At 65.8% G+C, this 19441-nt stretch carries 16 protein-coding genes and 1 tRNA gene; 5 read left to right on the top strand and 12 right to left on the bottom strand.

All coding sequences use genetic code 11. The features are described from left to right. The first annotated feature begins 12 nt into the window (after positions 1–12). Positions 13–1620, top strand: coding sequence for a glucose-6-phosphate isomerase (gene pgi, locus ABWV23_RS17710; protein ID WP_353350113.1), 1608 nt, complete (start codon positions 13–15; stop codon positions 1618–1620). Here the strand turns inward: pgi and ABWV23_RS17705 are convergent. Continuing rightward, positions 1617–2096: an acyl-CoA thioesterase gene (locus tag ABWV23_RS17705; protein ID WP_353350111.1), complete on the bottom strand. Its 480-nt coding sequence runs from the start codon at positions 2094–2096 to the stop codon at positions 1617–1619. The genes pgi and ABWV23_RS17705 overlap by 4 nt on opposite strands. 246 nt (positions 2097–2342) lie before the next feature. Here ABWV23_RS17705 and ABWV23_RS17700 point away from each other — a divergent pair, with 246 nt between their 5' ends. After that, positions 2343–3965: a long-chain fatty acid--CoA ligase gene (locus tag ABWV23_RS17700; protein ID WP_353350109.1), complete on the top strand. Its 1623-nt coding sequence runs from the start codon at positions 2343–2345 to the stop codon at positions 3963–3965. Between the two features lie 154 nt (positions 3966–4119). Here ABWV23_RS17700 and ABWV23_RS17695 read toward each other — a convergent pair whose 3' ends face one another. The 8 genes from ABWV23_RS17695 to ABWV23_RS17660 form a co-directional block, all read right to left on the bottom strand. Beyond that, complete coding sequence (locus ABWV23_RS17695; RefSeq protein WP_353350107.1) at positions 4120–4806, bottom strand: cysteine hydrolase family protein; 687 nt, start codon at positions 4804–4806, stop codon at positions 4120–4122. 55 nt (positions 4807–4861) lie between these two features. Then, on the bottom strand, positions 4862–5251 hold the full coding sequence (locus ABWV23_RS17690) for a VOC family protein (RefSeq protein ID WP_353350105.1): 390 nt from the start codon (positions 5249–5251) through the stop codon (positions 4862–4864). Between the two features lie 20 nt (positions 5252–5271). Then, positions 5272–6258 (bottom strand): isopenicillin N synthase family dioxygenase, encoded by a 987-nt coding sequence (locus tag ABWV23_RS17685; protein ID WP_353350103.1) that lies wholly within the window; start codon positions 6256–6258, stop codon positions 5272–5274. Between the two features lie 43 nt (positions 6259–6301). After that, the gene (locus ABWV23_RS17680; RefSeq protein ID WP_353350101.1) at positions 6302–7192 is read right to left on the bottom strand and encodes an ABC transporter permease; all 891 of its coding nucleotides are present in this window, start codon (positions 7190–7192) and stop codon (positions 6302–6304) included. Then, complete coding sequence (locus ABWV23_RS17675; RefSeq protein WP_353350099.1) at positions 7189–8304, bottom strand: ABC transporter permease; 1116 nt, start codon at positions 8302–8304, stop codon at positions 7189–7191. Before ABWV23_RS17675 ends, ABWV23_RS17680 begins: the two co-directional genes overlap by 4 nt. 7 nt (positions 8305–8311) lie before the next feature. Continuing rightward, positions 8312–9802, bottom strand: a complete 1491-nt coding sequence (locus ABWV23_RS17670; RefSeq protein WP_353350097.1) for an ABC transporter ATP-binding protein — start codon at positions 9800–9802, stop codon at positions 8312–8314. An 80-nt stretch (positions 9803–9882) separates the two neighbouring features. After that, on the bottom strand, positions 9883–10968 hold the full coding sequence (locus ABWV23_RS17665; protein ID WP_353350095.1) for a BMP family ABC transporter substrate-binding protein: 1086 nt from the start codon (positions 10966–10968) through the stop codon (positions 9883–9885). Positions 10969–11635: 667 nt separating this feature from the next. Further along, positions 11636–12073 (bottom strand): MarR family winged helix-turn-helix transcriptional regulator, encoded by a 438-nt coding sequence (locus tag ABWV23_RS17660; RefSeq protein WP_353350093.1) that lies wholly within the window; start codon positions 12071–12073, stop codon positions 11636–11638. Positions 12074–12141: 68 nt separating this feature from the next. Between ABWV23_RS17660 and ABWV23_RS17655 the strand changes: the two genes are divergently transcribed. Continuing rightward, the gene (locus tag ABWV23_RS17655) at positions 12142–13185 is read left to right on the top strand and encodes a YHYH protein (protein ID WP_353350091.1); all 1044 of its coding nucleotides are present in this window, start codon (positions 12142–12144) and stop codon (positions 13183–13185) included. Positions 13186–13451: 266 nt separating this feature from the next. Here ABWV23_RS17655 and ABWV23_RS17650 read toward each other — a convergent pair. From ABWV23_RS17650 to speB, 3 genes are all read right to left on the bottom strand, one after another. Next, positions 13452–13525 (bottom strand) — tRNA-Gly (locus ABWV23_RS17650). A gap of 157 nt (positions 13526–13682) precedes the next feature. Next, positions 13683–15725: an ASKHA domain-containing protein gene (locus ABWV23_RS17645; RefSeq protein ID WP_353350089.1), complete on the bottom strand. Its 2043-nt coding sequence runs from the start codon at positions 15723–15725 to the stop codon at positions 13683–13685. A 96-nt stretch (positions 15726–15821) separates the two neighbouring features. Further along, positions 15822–16784, bottom strand: a complete 963-nt coding sequence (gene speB, locus ABWV23_RS17640) for an agmatinase (protein ID WP_353350087.1) — start codon at positions 16782–16784, stop codon at positions 15822–15824. A gap of 140 nt (positions 16785–16924) precedes the next feature. Here speB and guaB point away from each other — a divergent pair, with 140 nt between their 5' ends. Both guaB and cysE read left to right on the top strand, forming a co-directional pair. Continuing rightward, complete coding sequence (guaB, locus tag ABWV23_RS17635; protein ID WP_353350085.1) at positions 16925–18373, top strand: IMP dehydrogenase; 1449 nt, start codon at positions 16925–16927, stop codon at positions 18371–18373. Between the two features lie 197 nt (positions 18374–18570). Then, the gene (cysE, locus tag ABWV23_RS17630; protein ID WP_353350083.1) at positions 18571–19389 is read left to right on the top strand and encodes a serine O-acetyltransferase; all 819 of its coding nucleotides are present in this window, start codon (positions 18571–18573) and stop codon (positions 19387–19389) included. Positions 19390–19441: the final 52 nt, after the last annotated feature.

Below are 19441 nucleotides of genomic sequence, written 5' to 3'. Positions count from 1 at the left end.
TACAGACTTTTCATGTGGACGGATTTGAAGACCCTGCATTTGCAGGCAAAGGAACGCCCCATCGTGGCTCTGTTCGACGCGGATGCCACCCGCGCGGAGCGGTTCAGCGCCGAGAGCGACGGGATGCGGCTTGATTATTCCAAGACCCGGATCGACGATGCCATTCGCGCGGACCTGCTGGCCTTGTGCGATCGTCGCGGGCTGGCCGCGCGGCGCGCCGCCATGTTCTCGGGCGCCCGGATCAACGAGACCGAGGATCGCGCGGTTCTGCACACGGCGCTGCGCAACCTCGAAGGCGATGCGGTGGAGGTCGACGGGGCCGACGTGATGCCGGCGGTGCGCCACTGCCTTGCGCGGATGGAGGGGTTTGCCGCTTCGGTTCGTGACGGAAGTCTGACCGGCACCGGCGGGCCGATCACCGACGTGGTCAGCATCGGAATCGGCGGTTCGGACCTGGGGCCGGCCATGGCGACGCTGGCGCTGGCGCCCTGTCACGATGGGCCGCAGGTGCACTACGTGTCGAATGTGGACGGGGCGCATATCGCGGATACGTTGCGGGGGCTCGACCCGAAGACGACGCTGGTCAACGTGGCCTCCAAGACCTTTTCCACCATCGAGACCATGACCAATGCGCATACCGCGCGCGACTGGATGCTCAAGGGCGGCGGCGACCCGGCGCGGCAATTCTCGGCGATCTCCTCCGCGCCCGAGCAGGCCGGGGCCTTTGGCATCCCGCCCGAGCAGGTGTTCGGGTTCGCCGATTGGGTCGGGGGTCGCTATTCGGTCTGGGGGCCGGTCGGGCTGCCGCTGATGATCGCGGTGGGGCCCGAGGATTTTCGCGCCTTCCTGGCCGGCGGGCAGGCGATGGACCGGCATTTCCGCACGGCGGATTGGTCAGATAACCTGCCGGTTCTGCTGGCGCTGACCGGGCTTTGGCACAGCCATGTCTGTGGCTATCCCAGCCGCGCGGTGCTGCCCTATGACCAGCGGCTGGCACGGCTGCCGGCCTATCTCCAGCAGTTGGAGATGGAATCGAACGGAAAATCCGTCGCGATGGACGGCAGCCCGCTAGAGGGGCGCAGCGGCCCGGTCGTCTGGGGTGAACCGGGGACCAACGGGCAACATGCGTTCTATCAGCTTCTGCACCAGGGCACCGATGTTGTGCCCAGCGAGTTTCTCGTGGCCGCAAGGGGGCATGAGCCGGAGCTGGCCCATCACCACCGGCTGCTGGTGGCCAATTGCCTGGCGCAATCCAAGGCCCTGATGCTGGGCCGGTCGCTGGAGCAGGCACGGGCGCTGCTGGCCGGAAAGGGGCTGTCCGAGGCCGAGCTTGACCGGCAGGCGCGGCACCGGGTGTTTGCCGGCAACCGCCCCTCGGTCACCATCAGCTATGCACAGCTCACGCCCTTTGTCCTGGGGCAGATCATCGCGCTGTATGAACACCGCGTCTTCGTCGAGGGGGTGATCCTGGGGATCAACTCCTTTGACCAGTTCGGGGTCGAGCTGGGCAAGGAGATGGCGACCTCGCTGGGGCCGGTGCTGGACGGGTCCAAATCCGGCGAAAGCCTGGATGGATCGACCGCGGCGCTGGTGGATTTCGTGCAGCGTAACGGCGGTTAGGCGTCGCGGCGCGCGCCCTCTTGCGTTTCGAAATACTCGCGCAGCGTCTCGGGCAGGGGGTAACGCGCGCCGCTGCCGTCCGGGCGCAGCATCACCATCACTGCGTTGAGTGTCGCGCGCAGGTCGTTGGACCAGACCTGCTGTTCCAGCGTGAATGAGGAGGAGCGGAACGCAACGACGCCGGCGGTCGCGATATAGGGCTCGCCCGCCAACATTTCCTTGCGATAGCGGATGTTGGCGCTGTGCAGTGCCACGCGGGGGGCGGGGCCGGGCGCATAGTGCGGCACGATAACCCGATCCAGATGCTCGATCCGCACCCGCTCGAACCAGTCCATGTAGGCCTTGTTGTTGACGTGGTTCTGGTTGTCCAGTTCCGAGAACCGGACCCGGTCGGCCATCGCCAGAGGTTGCGGCGTGGCAAGGCCGTGGGCCAATTGCTCTTCGGGTGTCAGCGGGGTGAGATAGCGGAGGTCCATGTCCGATAGCTACGCGCGCACCGGCGGATCGGCAAGACGGATCTGGCCGGACCGGGGGAGGGGATGAACGAACGGCATTGTGCCGGAACGTCAGTTATTGCCAAGCCCCCCCGCAGTTTGGCAGGAACACCGTGGGAGGAAGATGGGCGAAAGGCGGGATGGATCCCTTCGCGCGACGCTCACGCTTCTCGATATTCGAATGAAACCGGGCCGGACCGGCCCGACGGCAACACCGAGGAGTGCGCCATGCTTGGCCAGATGATGACCAAACCCCTGTTGATTTCGTCCCTGATAGATCACGCCGCGCGGTACCATGCCGAGACGCCGATCATCTCGGTGAACACCACCGGCGGCGGTGCCGAGGAAACCAGCTGGGGCGCGGTGGCGGAAAATGCCCGGCGGCTCGGCTCGGCCTTGAGCAAGCTGGGGCTGGACCCGCAGGCCCGCTGCGCCACCATCGCATGGAACAACCGGCGCCACCTCGAGATCTACTACGGGGTGTCCGGCGCCGGATTTGTCTGCCACACCATCAACCCGCGGCTGTTCCCCGAGCAATTGGTCTATATCATCAACCATGCCGAGGATAAGGTGCTCTTCGTCGACGCCACCTTCCTGCCGCTGGTGGTGAAACTGCGCGACCAGCTGCCCGACCTGGAGCACGTGATCCTGATGGGGCCGCATGATGACGAGATGGCGGCGCAACTGCCCGGGCTGAAGTTCTACGACGATTTCGTGCATGGTGGCGACCCGGATTTCGTCTGGCCCGAGTTCGACGAGAACACCGCATCGAGCCTGTGCTACACCTCGGGGACCACGGGGCATCCCAAGGGCGTGCTGTATTCCCACCGCTCGACCGTGCTGCACGCCTTTGCCTCCAACACGCTCGACGTGATCGGCTATTCGGCGCGCGACGTGGTGATGCCGGTGGTGCCGATGTTCCACGTCAATGCCTGGGGCTCGCCCTATGGTTGCGCGATGTCGGGCGCGGCGATGGTGATGCCGGGGCCGGACCTGCATGGCGAGGCGCTGGTCAAGCTGATCGACAGCCACGGCGTGACGCTGGCGATGGGGGTGCCGACGATCTGGCTGGGCCTGTTGACCTATGCGCGGCAGGCGGGCTCGAAACTGGGCAGCCTGCAACGCACGGTGATCGGCGGCTCGGCCTGTCCGCCCTCGATGATCGCCGAGTTCCGCGACACCTACGGCGTCGAGACGGTGCATGCCTGGGGAATGAGCGAGCTGAGCCCGCTGGGCACCTCGAACCAGCCGCTGGCCAAGCACAAGGCGCTGACCGAGGAGGCCCAGCACAAGCTGCGCGAGAACCAGGGCCGTCCGCCCTTCGGCATCGAGCTGAAGATCGTCGACGACCACGGCAACACCCTGCCCAACGACGGCGAGGCGCAGGGCGACCTCTTGGTGCGCGGGCATTGGGTTCTGGACAGCTATTTCCGGATGGAGGACCAGGATCTTCTCGATGACGGCTGGTTCGCCACTGGCGATGTCGCCACCCTGGACGAGGATGGCTACATGACCATCCGCGACCGGTCCAAGGACATCATCAAGTCGGGCGGCGAATGGATCAGCTCGGTCGAGCTGGAAAACATCGCGATGGGCCATCCCAAGCTGGCCAATGCGGCGGTGATCGGTGTGCCGCACCCGAAATGGGACGAGCGCCCGGTGCTGGTCGCCGTGGCCGCCGAGGACGAGGCTCCGACCGAGGAGGAGCTGCGTGCCTATTACGAGGACAAGATCGCCAGCTGGCAGATCCCCGACCGGGTGGTGTTCACCGACGCGCTGCCGCTCAATGCCACTGGCAAGGTGCTCAAGCGGACCCTGCGCGAGCTCTACGGCGACCTGTTGAAGGGGTGAGGCCCGTCTCGGAAACCGTCCGGTGGACGGTTTCAGGGCCGAACGGGCGGAGCCCCGGGGCGTGCCGTCTCGGAAACCGTCCGGGGGACAGGACAAGAGTGATCGGGAAAGGCGCCACTGGCGCCTTTTTCTTTTCTGCGGGGCGGTGTGGGGCTCAGGCGCGGCCGGATTTCCAGACCGACACGACCTCGTCCGACATCATCACGACACCAGTGTGCAGCGAGATCATTTTCAGGGCCGCGTCTTCCATCTCCGGGTTGGTGCCGCGCACCAGATCGGCTGCGACGCAGACGCGATAGCCCAGGTTCGAGGCGTCGAAACTGGCGTTCAGAACGCAGCAATCACTCATGCCGCCGTTCAGGACCACCCGCTTGATCTCCATTGAGCGGAGCAGGAAATCCAGATCGGTGGGATAGAAGGGCGACAGCCGCCGCTTGGTCTCGACGATCAGATCGCCGTCGTGCACCTCGGTCGAGAAATCGTTCCATTTGGTGCCTTGAATGGCGTGTTGGTCGATGCCGGGAATTTCGCCCACCGTCAGCGGAAAAAGCGTGCGCCAGGCCGCCGGATGGGCGCCCTTGAGGTCATCCTCGCCGGTCTTGCGCAGGACGGACCGGACATGGATGACGGGAACGCCCAGCGCGCGGGCGGCGCGGTGGAACCGGTTGACCGGTTCGATGATCTCGCGCCCGCGTGGGGCGGGGCAGGGGCACATCGGATCGGTCGACAGATGCCCCTCGTGCATGTCGATGGAAATCACCGCCGTATCGGGCAACGACACCCAGTCGCGAAAGACATCATCGGGGATGTCCTGTTCGGCCCCGTAGACGAGCGCTTTCATCTGGTGGTTCCTTTTTGGGGAATGGGGCAGGCCGCCGGCCCGCCCCGAAACCGCGTCACACGTCGGTACAGGCCAGCCGGATGGCGTTCCCGTCCGGATCGCGCAGGACGGCCATGTACCAGTTGTAATAGGTCATGAACTGTTCCTGAACCATCGTGGCGCCCAGCCCCTTGGCCTTTTCGACGATCGCGTCGAGCGCCGCCTTGCTCTCGCATTTGAAGGTAAAGGCGGTCTGGTCGCCCTCGCCGGGTTTGCGCGGCTCCAGCCCCAGCATCCCGTAGGCCGCCGGGGCGCTGAAGCCCACCATGCACTCCCCGGACATGTAGCCCCGGAAGACATCCGAACGGAGGCTTTCGTTTTCGGTCAGGTCGAAACAGTCGCGGTAGAATTCCGACAGCGTGATGAAGTTCTCGGAAAACAGGCTGACCTGCATCAGGAGGTTCATGGGTTTGTCCTTGCTCGGGGTTACTTGGCGGCGATGCCAAAGGTCTTTTCGAACTGGGCGCGCAGATGCTCGCCCGCCGTCATCGCCGGGTACTTGGCAAAGCCGTCGTGTTCCAGGATCGTGGGGGCGCATTCCACCTTGTAGAAATACTCCGGGTCGCAGAACGTCGGGCAGGAATAGCGGGTCTTGTCGGTCTTGTTGTTCAGCACCCGGTGGTAGGTCGCCTTGTAGCGGTCGTTGGTGATGACCGGCAGCATCTCTCCGAGGTTGATGATATAGGCGCCCGGGATCGGCGGCGCCGCGATCCACTCGCCGTCGGCGTTGCGCACTTCCAGCCCGCCGATCTCGTCCTGCAGCAGCAGCGTCAGCAGACCCCAGTCGGTATGGGCGCCGGCGCCAAGCTGGTTCGCGGCCGCGTCCTTGGGCATCGGCGGGTACTTGAGGATGCGGCAGTAGTGCAGCGGTTCCTCCAGCGCCTTGTCGAAATAATCCTCGGGCAGTTCCAGCGACAGCGCCACGAGGCGGGCCAAGTGACGGCCAAGCGTCAGCACCTGTTCGACATAGGCCTCGTATTTCTCGCGGAACTCGGGAAAGCTCTCGGGCCATTGGTTCGCGCCGGTGCCGGGCACCTCGAGCTTGGTATAGCGGTGATCGGGGCCGGCCTCGACCGAGGACATGAAGCCTTCCTTCAGGTCGGGCGGCGAGCCCTCGTCCAGCGTCTGCGCCGCCATCGGCTCATATCCGCGGGTCGAGTGCTGCTTGACGGAATCCAGCTTCATCTTCTCTTCCAGCGGCAGGTCGAAGAACGCGGCGGCCAGTTCCAGTTGCGCGTCCATCACCTCCTGCGGGATGCCGTGGTTCTTGATATAGAAGAACCCGGTATCGACGCAGGCCTTGTGGATCTCCCAGGCCACCGCCTTGCGCTTTTCAAAGTCGTCCGAAAAGCTGTCGGTCAGGTCGATCAGCGGGATTTCCGTCGCCGCGTGCGGGGGTTCGTAAATGATCATGTGCTTTGTCCTTCTCCGTGATGGTTGAATGGAGGGCGGGGGATCAGCCCCGCTCCTCGCGAATGTGGTGATGTCCAAGGGCGGCAGGTTGCGACCAGCGGTCCTTGCCCCGGGCGGCGGCCCAGATCATGACGGCCAGCGTCGCAAGATAGGGAGTCATCTGCAGGAAGTAGCGGGGCACATCCACGCCGGCGGCGGCGATCCGGGGGATCAGCGCCTCGATGCAGCCGAACAGGACCGCGCCGAACAGGGCGCGCCAGGGATGCCAGCGGGCAAAGATCACAAGCGCGATGGCGATCCAGCCACGGCCGCCGATCACGCTGTCGACCCAGATCCGCGACACCGCCACCGTCAGGTACCCCCCTGCCAGCCCGATCAGTGCCGCGCCGATCAGGATCGCGGCGAAGCGGGTGGCGGTGACGTCGATCCCGGCGGCATCCGCCGCGCCGGGGTTCTCGCCCACCGCGCGCAGGGTCAGGCCAAAGCGGGTCCGGTTCAGCATCCAGACCGTCAGCAGGCACAGCACGGGGGTGGCGTAAACGATCACGTCCTGCCCCAGGAACACCGGCTCGAGCCCCTGGATCGCCTTGTTGGTCCAGCGTTCGGCCGAGGCGATGTAACTGGTCAGCGCCTCGGCGAAAAACACCAGCGCAAGGCCCGAGATCACGTGGTTGATCCGGAGTCCGGCGGTCATGATCGCAAAGACCAGCCCCATCGCCATGCCCGCCATCGCCGCGCCGCCCAGCGCCACCATTGGGGGGGCGCCGTTGATCATCAGCCCGACACCGGCCAGCGCGCCGGCCAGCATCAGCCCCTCGGCGGCCAGGTTCAGAACGCCGGCGCGTTCGGTGATGATCAGCCCCAGCGCCGCGATCGCGAAGGGCGCGGCAAAGCTGGGGATGTTGATCAGCCAGTTGACCAGAAAGTCGCTCATGCCGCGCTCCGCCAGTTCATGCGATAGGTGAGAAAGAATTCCGAGGCCGCGACGCAGATGATGAAGACCGCCTGCACCAGTTGAACCAGCGCCGAGGGCACTCCGAAAAAGACCTGGAGGCTCTGGCCCAGCTGCATCAGCACCGCCATGAAGAAGGCGACGACAATGACCCCCAGCGGATGGTTGCGCCCCAGAAAGGCGATTAGCACACCCGAGAACAGGTAGCCGACGAAGAAATCCTGGGTCATCCGCCCCTCAATCCCGGAAGAGATCGCGAACCCGGTCAGGCCGCCCACCGCGCCGGAGGCGAGGATCGAGGCCACCGAAAGGCCCAGCACCGGCACCCCGACCGCCCGCGCCATGGTGGCATTCGACCGCATCAGGTCGATCAGGAAGCCCAGCCGCGAAAACGAATAGACCCACCACAACGCAAGCGCGAGAATCCCGGCCAGCGGCAGCGCCCAGGTCAGGGTCATCCAGCCAAGAAGCGGAAGTTTTTCGAAGGCTTCGTATTGCTCGGTATAGGGAAAGGAACTGACCGGGTCCTTCCACGGCCCATAGAGGAGATGCAGCAGCAGATTGAAGGCGACATAGTTCAGCAAGAGCGTGGTGATCACCTCGTTCACGCCCAGCTTGAGTTTCAGCCAGCCAGGGCAAGCGATCCAGATCATGCCCCCCAGCGCCGCCGCCGCCGCCATCAGGGGCAACCGGGCAAACTCGGGGCCGATGTCGTGGATCGCCACGTAAGAGGACAGGACCGCGCCCAGGATCATCTGGCCCTCGAGGCCGATGTTCCAGAAGTTGGCGCGAAAGGCGATCGCGGTCGCCAGCCCCGCCACGACCAGCGGGGCGGTCAGCGCCAGCACCGATCCCAGGGCGCGCGGGCTGGAAAACACGGTGGTGGCGATTTCCTTGGCCAGGTCGCCGGGTGGGACGCCCGCCCCGGCAAGCAGCGCGACCGAGATCAGCGTCGCCAGCAGAAGGCTCGCCACGTAAATCGTCAGCCGCAGGCGGTCCGGAACGCTTTGGCGCGGCTCCAGAATCGGGACCAGACGCAGCCGATTGCGCGGTGCCGGATTGGCGGCCCCGGGGGGCAGGATGGTTTGGGTCATGTCGGGATTACTCATGCGACACCATGGCGGCGCCGATCTCGGGCCTGTTGGCGGGGGCCTTGAACTCGGCGCTGAGCCGACCGCCGGCCAGAACGCCGATCCGGTCCGACAGCAGCATGACCTCGTCCAGGTCCTCGCTGATCAGGATTACCGCCGCGCCCCTGTCGCGGGCGGCGCGCAGCCGGTCATGCACCGCCGCGCCGGCGCGGACATCCAGCCCGCGCGAGGGGCTGTGCGCGAGGACCACGTCTGGCTGGCCCTCGAACTCGCGCGCGATCACCAGTTTCTGCGCATTGCCGCCGGACAACAGCGCGGCCTTCTGGCCAAGGTTGCGCACGCCTTGAACGTCAAAGGTCCTGATCGCGTCGCGGGCCTCGCTTCGCGCCCTGCGCCGGTTGAACCAAAGCCAGTTGCCATAGCGCCCCGCGAGGGCGCCGTTGATGGCGTAATTGTCGGCGACCGTGATGCCGCCCGCCAGCCCGTGGCGATAGCGATCGACCGGAATGCAGGCCAGGCCGTTCCGGCGCCGGTGCGCGGGGCCCGCGTGGGTCACATCGCCATGACCCGCGATCTCGATCGTGCCCGCATCGGGGCGGCCCAATCCCATCAGGATCTCGGCCAGCTCGGTCTGGCCGTTGCCGGACACCCCGGCGATGCCGTAGATCTCTCCGTCCTTGACCTCGAAGCTGACGTCGACCAGCCCCTTGCGGCCCCGGTCCCCGCGCATCCTGACCTTGTCCAGCCGGATCCGCGTGCCGCCGACATGGGGCGACGGCTCGGGCTCTTCGACGATATGCTCGCCGACGATCAATTCGGTCAGCCGGGCCGGGTCCATGTCGCCGGGGCGGGCCTCGGCGATCTTGCGGCCCTGTCGCATGACGGTGATCCGGTCGGAATGATACAGCGCTTCGTGCAGCTTGTGGGTGACGAGGATCACCGCGCTGCCGGTGTCTGCAAGCCCCCGCACGAGCTGCATGAGGGCCTGGCCATCCTCTTCGCTCAGCACGGCGGTGGGTTCATCCAGAATGACGATCCGGGCACCGGCGACCAGCACCTTGAGGATCTCCAGCCGTTGCTGTTCCGAGATCCCCAGTGCGCCGGCCGGGGTGCCAAGGTCGATGTCGAACCCGATCTTCTGAGCCAGGGTCAACGCCTGCTGCGCCACCTGCTCGGCAGGACGGCCGGGATTGAACAGCAGGATATTCTCCAGAACGGTAAAGGCCGGGACCAGCTTGAAATGCTGGTGCACCATGCCGATCCCCTTGGCGGCCGCGTCACGGGCCCCTGCGATCGTGACGGGTTGGCCGCCCATCTCGATCTGGCCGTCGTCGGGCGCATAGAGACCGCAGGCGATGTTCATCAGGGTGGATTTGCCCGCGCCGTTCTCGCCCAGAAGCGCATGGACCTCACCAGCCGCGACCGAGAAGTCGACCGCGTCGAGGGCCTTGAACCCTCCAAAGCTTTTCGAGACCGAGTTCAGGCGTAAGGCGTTGGTCATTTTTCGCGCCATTTCCCTTGTGTTGCCGACCCGCGCCATATGCGCGGGCCGTGTTTTCACCGTGATGGGGGCGGTTCGGCTTATTGGCCCGAGACGCCGTCGACGAACCAGTCCATGCCCCACAGGTCGCCATCGCCCAGAACCTCGCCGGCGGCGACGCGCTCGGTGCCGTCGCGGTCCTTGAGCGGACCGGCAAAGATGTGCTTGCCGCCGATGATGGCATCGCGCTCGGCCATGACCTTGGATTTCAGCTCTTCCGAGACCGCATCGCCACAGCAGGCGACGTCGATCGCACCGTCGGAGATCGACAGGAAGGCGCCATAGGGGGCGGGTTCAAAGGCGCCGGCAGAGATCTTTTCGAACTCGGGGGTCAGGAACCGGTCCCAGGTCCAGATCGAGGAACATTGCGTTGCCGCGCTGAACTCCGACAGGTCGCGGTGATGCCCGGTGCCATAGATGCCGTGCTCGGCCGCGACGATCTGCGGGGCCGGCGTATCGACATGCTGGCCCACGACGTCGATACCCTGTTCGATCAGGGCCTCTGTCGCGGCGCGTTCCTTGACCGGATCGCCCCATGCGCCGGTAAAGACCACGCTGAGTTGCGCGTCCGGGTTCACCTGCCGCGCCCCCATCAGGTAGGCGTTGACCGTCCAGTTCACCAGGCCAAAGGGGTTGGCCGCGACAAAGCCGATCTTGTTCGACTTGGTCAGGCCGCCGGCGACCATGCCGCACAGGTACTGGGTCTCGTAGGTGCGGCCATAGACGCTTTTCAGGTTCGCGGCATTGGTCGTGCCGGCCGGGTTGATGAACACGATGTCGGGGTATTGCTCGGCCAGTTCCTTGAACGTGTCCGAGTATCCGAAGGCGGAGCCGAGGATGATGTTGGCGCCGCGCTCGATGAACAACTCGGCCGCAGGCCGGATGGCGGTGGCCGATTCCGGGATCTCCTCGGCCTGCGGGATGCGGATGTCCAAGCCGTCCTCGAGCCGTTGGCGGGCTTCGTCGATGGCCTGCGACCATCCCCCGTCATTGCTGGCGCCAAAGAGGATCACGGCCGGTTTCGGATTACCCACGGCCGCGAATTCGGCGAGGGCCGTGTCTGAAAACGGGGCCGTGGCGACGAAACCCGCCGCAGCCAGTTTGAGAACGGAGCGTATGATGGTCATGTGGCTTTCCCTGCGATAAGTCATTGGTCGCGCGACGCGGGGCCGCGCGGCTTGGCTCCGCATCCGGGGATGCGGCTGGAGTGATCGGAGGCCGGCTTTTGTTGTGCGCCGGTTGACCCGACATCATCCAATGGCACGGCAGAGGTCAAACGAATCACGGGGCGCGTGATCGATTCGCGATCAACTTTTTTTCCAGTCGGTCAAAAAATGAGCGCCCACTTTCGCCCTGCGTGTGGCCGGTCTCCGTCTGCGGGAAAGGGCACAACTGGCGGGCGCATGAGGACCGTGAAACGAACGTGGATCATGGGCGCGGTGCGTCTGACCTGCGCGATTGACCCGCATGGTTTCCCATGCGCGATGCAATCGGCGCTACCGTTATTCGTCCGTCATGACCCTTCTGCATTGGGGCTTGCGGGGCAGTGTCCCGACGTCTTGGCCCCAGCTTGCGCCTGACTTCGCAGGACCGGCGGCGGAGTCACCCCGCCCAAGCGCAACCGTTCCTGCGGGTGTCGGACGCGCCACCAATGATGATCGGTATCTGTCTGCCCAAGGGGGGCGACCTGTCGGGCAGGGTCAATGGCGCGTGGTCAACGGTGGACTTCGATTTCAGGCTGGTGCGCCGTCGCGCCTGTCATGAAGAACGGCGCTGCGCGGGGTGCCGCAAACCTCAATCTCCGGGACGTTTGCCGCCAAGGGCATCGCGCAGCGCCCCGGCCTCATGCGCCAGCGCCTCGAACCGATCGGCGCCAAGGGCATCGGCCGCAAACCTGTCGATGTCCCGCCAGACCGCGTCGATCTGTGACAGGAGACCGCGTCCCTTGTCCGTCAGGGACAAAAGGTTGCCGCGCGTGTCCTCCGGATCGGGGCGCCGCGCGATATGGCCGCCGGCGATCAGGCGGGTGGTCATGGTGCTCATGCTCGCCTGGGTCACGTTGAACGCCCGCGCCAGCCGCGCCTGGGAAACCTCGCCCATGCGTCCCAACCCGTCGATCACCTGCGCCTGGCGCGGTCCGATCCCGAGTGGTTTCAACCGTCGGGTCAGTTCCGCCTCCAACAGGTCGGCAGAGTGCAACAGAAGATGGAAAAGATGTGGGCGCGCATTCATATCACATTACTTAGTATGCTAAGTACGTTTTGACAACAGATTCGACAGATTCGAAGGAACTCTTGCCCATGCCTCTCGCCGATCGCATTGCCGCGACCATGGTCGCCGCCGTGGCGGCGCTGCCCGCGCTGGCCCATGACGATGACCTTCATCGCATCGCGGCGTTCTTCGCCGAAGCGAATGTCGTCTCCGGGCCGGAGATCGTGGATTGCACCCTGTCGGGCGGCACGCAAACCTCCTGCTTCTCGATCACGGTCAAGCCCGAGCCCAAGGCCTATACCCCCGGGCCGTGGTGTCCGACCTCGATTACCGATGGGGCGGACAAGGGCGGCATCTGGTTCCTGGATGGCAAGGTGAAAGACGTCGATGGCGCCTTCATCACCCAGCTTTCCGAGATCTACGGCGACACCAACTGGCAGCTTTTCGATCCCGAAACCGGCGCGGTCCGCTATACCGGCACGCTGGAGGCCTGCGAAGCCGCCGCGCGTCCCGACGTGGACCCGGCCTATCAGAACCACTGTGTCCAGTGCCTGCCGGAATACATGCCAAAGGATGCCTCGGTCACCTATGTCATCCCGCGCGAACCTGTGTTGATGGAGGCCCCGGCGCCGACCAACCGCGCCGGATCCGGCCTTGCCTACAACGGGGTGCGCCTGGACGGTCCCGCGCCGGTCGATGCGATCCTGGGCGCCTATACCATCGCGCCGTTCGACGATTGCGGCGGCCACGTGAACACCCATGTGGGCTATCACTACCACGCGGTGACCAACTGTCTCGAGGACGCGCCCGCCACCACCACCGACCTGGTGAAAACGGACCGGCAGATCGGCATTGCCATGGACGGTTTCCCGATCATGGCGCATCGCGACGACCTGGTGGAGCAGCTCGATGCCTGCAACGGCCTGAAGATCGAGGGCGCGGGCTATCGCTATTACGCGGGCGCGCCGGGCAGCAATGCCATCCTCGGATGCCACGTGGCCGAGGTGGGCTGCACCTTCGAAGGGGCGGGCGGAACCTGTGACGCCTCGGCCATGGTGCGCCGTGGCCCGCCGCCGGATGGGGCCGGTGCCCCGCCTGCCGGCCGTCCCGAAGGCCCGCCGCCGGGCGAATGAGCCGTTCAGCCCCGGTTCCCTTGGGCCTTTCGCGGAAGGTCCGGGGTGCTGGTCATGTCCCAGGGCAGGCGGTTTTGTTCATGAGATCGCGACCCCGTGGAAACCCGACATGGTCGGGCCAAAGCCGGTCCGCATCACGCGAACCCATGCGAAGTTCGAGGGCCGGGAACGCCTGATCAAACCCGCCGCCCGGCGCGAACAAGGGCGGGATGGAGGGGCCGAGCCGTTCTGTTCGGCCGTGATTTCAGGGGGGCAAGAAGGTGGTCTGGAGCGGGTAACGAGAATCGAACTCGTAACTTAAGCTTGGGAAGCTCGCGTGATACCTTTTCACCATACCCGCGCTCTGGAGCCCTGAAATAAGCCCCGCACGCGGGCGCGTCAAGGGGCGAAGAGGTCGATTCCAGGCCCTGTTTCCCGGTGCTGCTCCGGCGTTTCTTCAGCACCTTCCGAGGGGCGAAACACAGGGGTTATGCGTTGCCCATGTCGATGACCGGAAGTTATCCGCGCCGCCGCCGGCGCCGGCCACCGGTGTCACCCGCGCCGCCGGCGTTGAAGCTGGGGTTGGGCAGATGCACCACCTTGGCCAGTTCCGTGAACGGGTCGGTCTTATGCGGGATGGCGTTGGCGGCGACGAAATGCTCCTGGAACTTCGGCTCGATCGCGGTTTCCACCTTGGTGATCTCGTGCACGGTCCTCTCGATCTCGGCGCGCGCGGCGATGTTGCACAGCGCGATGCGCGCTCCGGTGCCGGCGGCGTTGCCGGCGCTGGTAACCTTGTCCAGCGGCGCGTCGGGAATCATGCCCAGCACCATGGCGTGCTTTGTCGAGATATGCGCGCCAAACGCCCCGGCAAGCACTACGCGGTCCACCTTGTCGACGCCCATCTCGTCCATCAGCAGGCGCGCGCCGGCATAAAGCGCCGACTTGGCCAGCTGGATCGCGCGGATGTCGCCCTGGGTCACGGCGATGCGCGGCCCGCCCTGGTCGCTGGCATCGTGGATCAGGTAGGAATGCGTGCGTCCCTCGGGCAGGCAGCGGGGGGTGCCGGTCTGCTCGGCCGATCCGATCAGGCCGGAGCCGTCGACCAGCCCCGCGATGCGCATTTCCGCCACCGCCTCGATGATGCCCGAGCCGCAGATGCCGGTGATGCCGGTGGTCGCGGTGGCGGCGTCAAAGCCGGGATCGGTCGACCAAAGGTCGCAGCCGATCACCTTGAAACGCGGCTCCTTGGTCTCCGGGTCGATCTCGACCCGTTCGATGGCGCCGGGCGCGGCGCGTTGGCCGGCGCTGATCTGTGCCCCCTCGAAGGCCGGGCCGGTGGGCGAGGAACAGGCCAACACGCGTTCGGTATTGCCCAGAAGCAGTTCGGCATTGGTGCCAACGTCCACGATCAGCACCAGGTCCTCGGACTTGCCCGGCTGTTCCGACAGCGCCACGGCGGCGGCGTCGGCGCCCACATGGCCGGCGATGCAGGGCAGAACATAGATGCGCGCACGCGGGTTCATCGCGTGGAGTCCCATCTCCAGCGCGCCCAGCCGCATGGAATTGGAGGAGGCCAGCGCAAAGGGCGCCTGTCCCAGCTCCACCGGGTCGAGGCCCAGCAGCAGGTGATGCATCACCGGGTTGCAGACGAATACCGTTTCCAGGATCAGGTTCGGGTCGATGCCGGCCTCTTCGGCGATGGCCTTGGAGAGATCGTTGATGGCCTCGCGCACCGCCGCGGTCATCTCCTTGTCACCGCCGGGGTTCATCATCGCGTAGGAGACCCGGCTCATCAGGTCCTCGCCGAAGCGGATCTGCGGGTTCATGATGCCCGAGGAGGCGACGACCGCGCCGGTGTCCAGGTCGGTCAGATGCGCGGCGATGGTGGTCGAGCCAAGGTCGATGGCCAGCCCGTAAAGTCCGCCCTCGTGCAGGCCGGGCCAGATCTCGGTGATGCGGGCGGCGCCGCCGGCGTGATCGCGGAACAGCGCCACGGTGACCTGCCATTTTCCCTTGCGCAGGGTGGGCTGGAGTTTCGACAGCAGGGTCAGGTCGGCGGTGACGCTCTCGATCTTCCATTGTTCGCGCAGGGCGCGTTCCAGCCGCTCCAGGTCGCCGGTGGGCGAATGCATGTCGGGCTCGTCCACCTCGACGAAATACAGCCGCGTGGCCGGGTCCATGGTGATGGCGCGGACGGCGGCGGCCTTGCGCACCACCTGGCGGTGGACCTGGCTTTCGGGCGGCACGTCGATCACCACGTCGGCCTGGATCGTCGCCTGGCAGCCCAGCCGGCGCCCCGGTTTCAGCCCGCGCTTGTCGTCATAGCGTTGCTCGACCGCGTTCCACTCCGACAGCGCGCCCTCGCGCACGGTGACACCATGTTTGGGAAATTCGCCGTAGGACGGGGTGACCTGGCATTTCGAACAGATCCCGCGCCCGCCGCAGACCGAATCCAGGTCGACGCCGAGCTGTCGCGCGGCGGTCAGGACCGGGGTGCCCTTGGGGAAATGCCCGCGTTTGCCAGAGGGGGTGAAGACGACGAGGGGATCGGTGCTCATGGCCGGCCTGAAATTGTTGTGTGTTCGCGCAGGGGCAACTTACCCTTTTGCGGCGCGGGCGAAAGGGCGGATGCGGCAAATCCCGGTCTGGCCGCGTCACGCCGGCCCGTTGCCGCCCTCGAAGACGTAGCCGAGAAGGTTCAGCAGCACCTGCGCGGCCAGGACCGAGGTCACCTCGGCGGGGTCATAGGGCGGGGCGACCTCGACCAGGTCGATGCCGACGACCTCGTGCCGCTGTGCCACCCGTTGCAGGATCTCCATCACCTCGTAATACAGGAACCCGCCATGGCTGGGGGTGCCGGTGCCCGGCGCGATCGAGGGGCAGAAACCGTCGATGTCGATGGTGATATAGACCCGCGCGCCGGCGGGGATGCGGGCGGCGGTGGCCTCGGGACCCAGCGCGCGCACCTGTCGCACCGACAGGATGTCCGAGCTCATGGCGCGGGCGTCGTCGTAGCCCTCTTTCGTGGTCGAGGAGACATTGCGAATGCCCAGTTGGGTCAGCCCGGTCACGTAATCATGATCGGCGGCGCGGCGCATCGGGCTGCCGTGACCGTGACGCACCCCGTGGCGCTCATCGACGAAATCGAGGTGGGCGTCGATCTGCAACACGTGGATCTCTCCGCGGCCTTGATACGCGTTGATGCAGGGGATGGTGATCGAATGGTCGCCGCCGATGGCCACCGGCAGGGCGCCCGCGTCGAGGATCGCGCGTACACCGGTCTCGATGTTGGCGTGGCTCTTGGCGGTGTCGGTATGCACGATGTCGGCATCGCCGATATCGACGATTCGGACGTCATGGCCGAGATAGGTGGTGTCGTCCTCGTGGTCATAGGCGCCGGCATGGCCAAAGCTGAACAGCGTGCTGGCCTCGCGCACCCCGCGCGGGCCGAACCGCGCCCCGGCGCGCCACTGGGTGCCGAAATCGAACGGTGCGCCCAAGATCGCCGCGTCGGCGTCGATTGCCGACCAGTCCTGCACATAGGGCCGCTTGCCAAAGGTCGCGATGCCGACGAAGGGCAGGTCGAGACGTCCTTTTTCATAATCATGCGTGGTCATCGTGCCCTGTGCCCCTGATTGTGCCGCAAGGTCAGGCTGCGGCCAATCGGTCGCGGCGGCAATGGGCGAATTGGCCTTTTCTCCATCCCGCAATCATGAAATAGGGAAGCGCCAAACGATGCCACCCCAGGAGATGTCCTATGGAGATTCGTGAGGCTCTGACCTTCGATGATGTTTTGCTTGTACCCGGGGCTTCCTCGGTATTGCCGTCCACTGCGGACACGACGACGCGGGTGACCCGGACGATCCGGATGAACATCCCGCTGTTGTCCAGCGCGATGGACACGGTGACCGAGTCGCGCATGGCCATCGCCATGGCCCAGGCCGGCGGCATCGGGGTGATCCACAAGAACCTCGATACCCTGGCGCAGGCGCAGGAGGTGCGGCGCGTCAAGCGGTTCGAGAGCGGCATCGTCTACAGCCCCATCACCCTGACCCCGAACCAGACGCTGGCCGATGCCAAGGCGCTGTGCGAGCGCTATGGCTTTACCGGCTTTCCGGTGGTCGATGAGCAGGGCCGCGTGGTCGGGATCGTCACCAACCGTGACATGCGCTTTGCGGTCAGCGACGACACCCCGGTGCACGTGATGATGACCTCGGACAACTTGGCGATCCTGCGAGAGCCGGCCGACCGCGACGAGGCGATCAACCTGATGAAGGAGCGGCGGATCGAGAAACTGCTGGTCACCGACAAGGATGGCAAGCTTACCGGGCTTCTGACGCTGAAGGACACCGAGAAGGCGGTGCTGAACCCCACCGCCTGCAAGGACGACCTGGGGCGGCTCCGGGTGGCGGCGGCGACCTCGGTGGGCGAGGCGGGCTATGAACGCTCTGGCGCGCTGGTCGATGCCGGGGTCGATATCATCGTGGTCGATACCGCGCACGGCCACTCTGCCGGGGTGCTCGAGGCGGTGACGCGGGCCAAGACGCTGTCGAACGAGGTGCAGGTGATCGCCGGCAATGTCGCCACCGCCGAGGCCACCCGCGCGCTGATCGACGCGGGCGCCGATGCGGTCAAGGTCGGCATCGGGCCGGGCAGCATCTGTACCACGCGGATGGTCGCCGGGGTCGGCGTGCCGCAGCTGACCGCGATCATGGATTGTGCCAAGGCCGCCGGTGACGTGCCGGTGATTGCCGATGGCGGCATCAAGTTCTCGGGCGATTTCGCCAAGGCGATCGCCGCCGGTGCATCCTGCGCCATGGTCGGCAGCATGATCGCCGGCACCGACGAAAGCCCGGGCGAGGTGATCCTCTACCAGGGCCGGTCGTTCAAATCCTATCGCGGCATGGGCTCGCTCGGCGCGATGGCGCGCGGCAGCGCCGACCGCTATTTCCAGAAGGACGCCGCCAGCGACAAGCTGGTGCCCGAGGGGATCGAGGGGCAGGTGCCCTACAAGGGAACCGCCAATGCGGTGATCCACCAGCTCGTCGGGGGGTTGCGCGCGGCGATGGGCTATACCGGCTGCGCCACCGTCGAGGAGATGCGCCACAACTGCAACTTCGTGCGGATCTCGGGCGCCGGGCTCAAGGAAAGTCACGTGCACGACGTCCAGATCACCCGCGAAAGCCCGAACTACCGGATCGGGTAAGTCCGACAAAAGACGCCCGGAGGGGATCGGCAACCGCCGTTCTCCCCGGGCCGTTCCGCACCTTGCCTCCTGCGGCCCCGATGGGTGCGGCGGGTGGCGGCGCCTGCATCCCTCTCTCACATCGCCGTCATCCCGGGTTTGCGTTTGGTGTTTTTTCGCCTAGATGGCATGCTAGGGACAGGAAAGGACCGTTCGCCATGCTTGAACCGCGCACGAAAATCGCCCCGATCGACCCGGTCTGGGACCGGATCCGGTCCGAGGCTCAGGACATCGTCCAGAACGCCCCGCTGATGGGCGGGCTGGTACATGCCTGCGTCCTGCATCACCCGAGCTTGAACAAGGCGCTGTCCTATCGCATCGCCGCCAAGCTGAGTTCCAACGAGATGTCGATGGTGGTGCTGCGCGAGATCGTCGATCAGGCCTATTCCGAGATGCCCGAGCTGATCGGGGCCGCCCGCGCCGACCTGATGGCGGTCTATGACCGCGATCCCGCCTGTCACCGGCTGGTGCAGCCGGTGCTCTATTTCAAGGGATACCAGGCGATGCAGGCCTATCGCATCGGCCACTGGCTGTGGAATCAGGGCCAGCACGACCTGGCCTATTTCTTCCAGATGCGGGTGTCGGAAATCTTCGGCATCGACATCCACCCGGCGGCGCGGATCGGCAAGGGGATCATGATCGACCATGCCCATTCCATCGTGATCGGCGAAACCGCGGTGGTGGGCGACAATGTCTCGATGCTGCACTCGGTCACCCTGGGCGGCACCGGCAAGGAAGAAGAGGATCGTCACCCCAAGATCGAGGATGGCGTGCTGATCGGGGCCGGGGCCAAGGTGCTGGGCAATATCCGCGTCGGCCATTGCAGCCGCATCGCCGCCGGCTCGGTGGTGCTGGAGGATGTGCCGCCGTGCAAGACCGTGGCGGGCGTGCCGGCCAAGATCGTGGGCGAGGCCGGGTGCGACCAGCCTTCGATCAGCATGGATCAGAACCTGCCCGCCGGGATCAGCGGCGACTGAGGGCAGGGGGAGACTTGTCGGAGGAAGCGGGGGCGCCGGCGGCGCCCCTTTT

The organism is Aquicoccus sp. SU-CL01552 (genome assembly GCF_040365005.1).
GTDB lineage: Bacteria > Pseudomonadota > Alphaproteobacteria > Rhodobacterales > Rhodobacteraceae > Antarcticimicrobium.
Note: the sequence above shows the minus strand (reverse complement) of the source record. Positions and strands in the feature narration are given on the sequence as shown.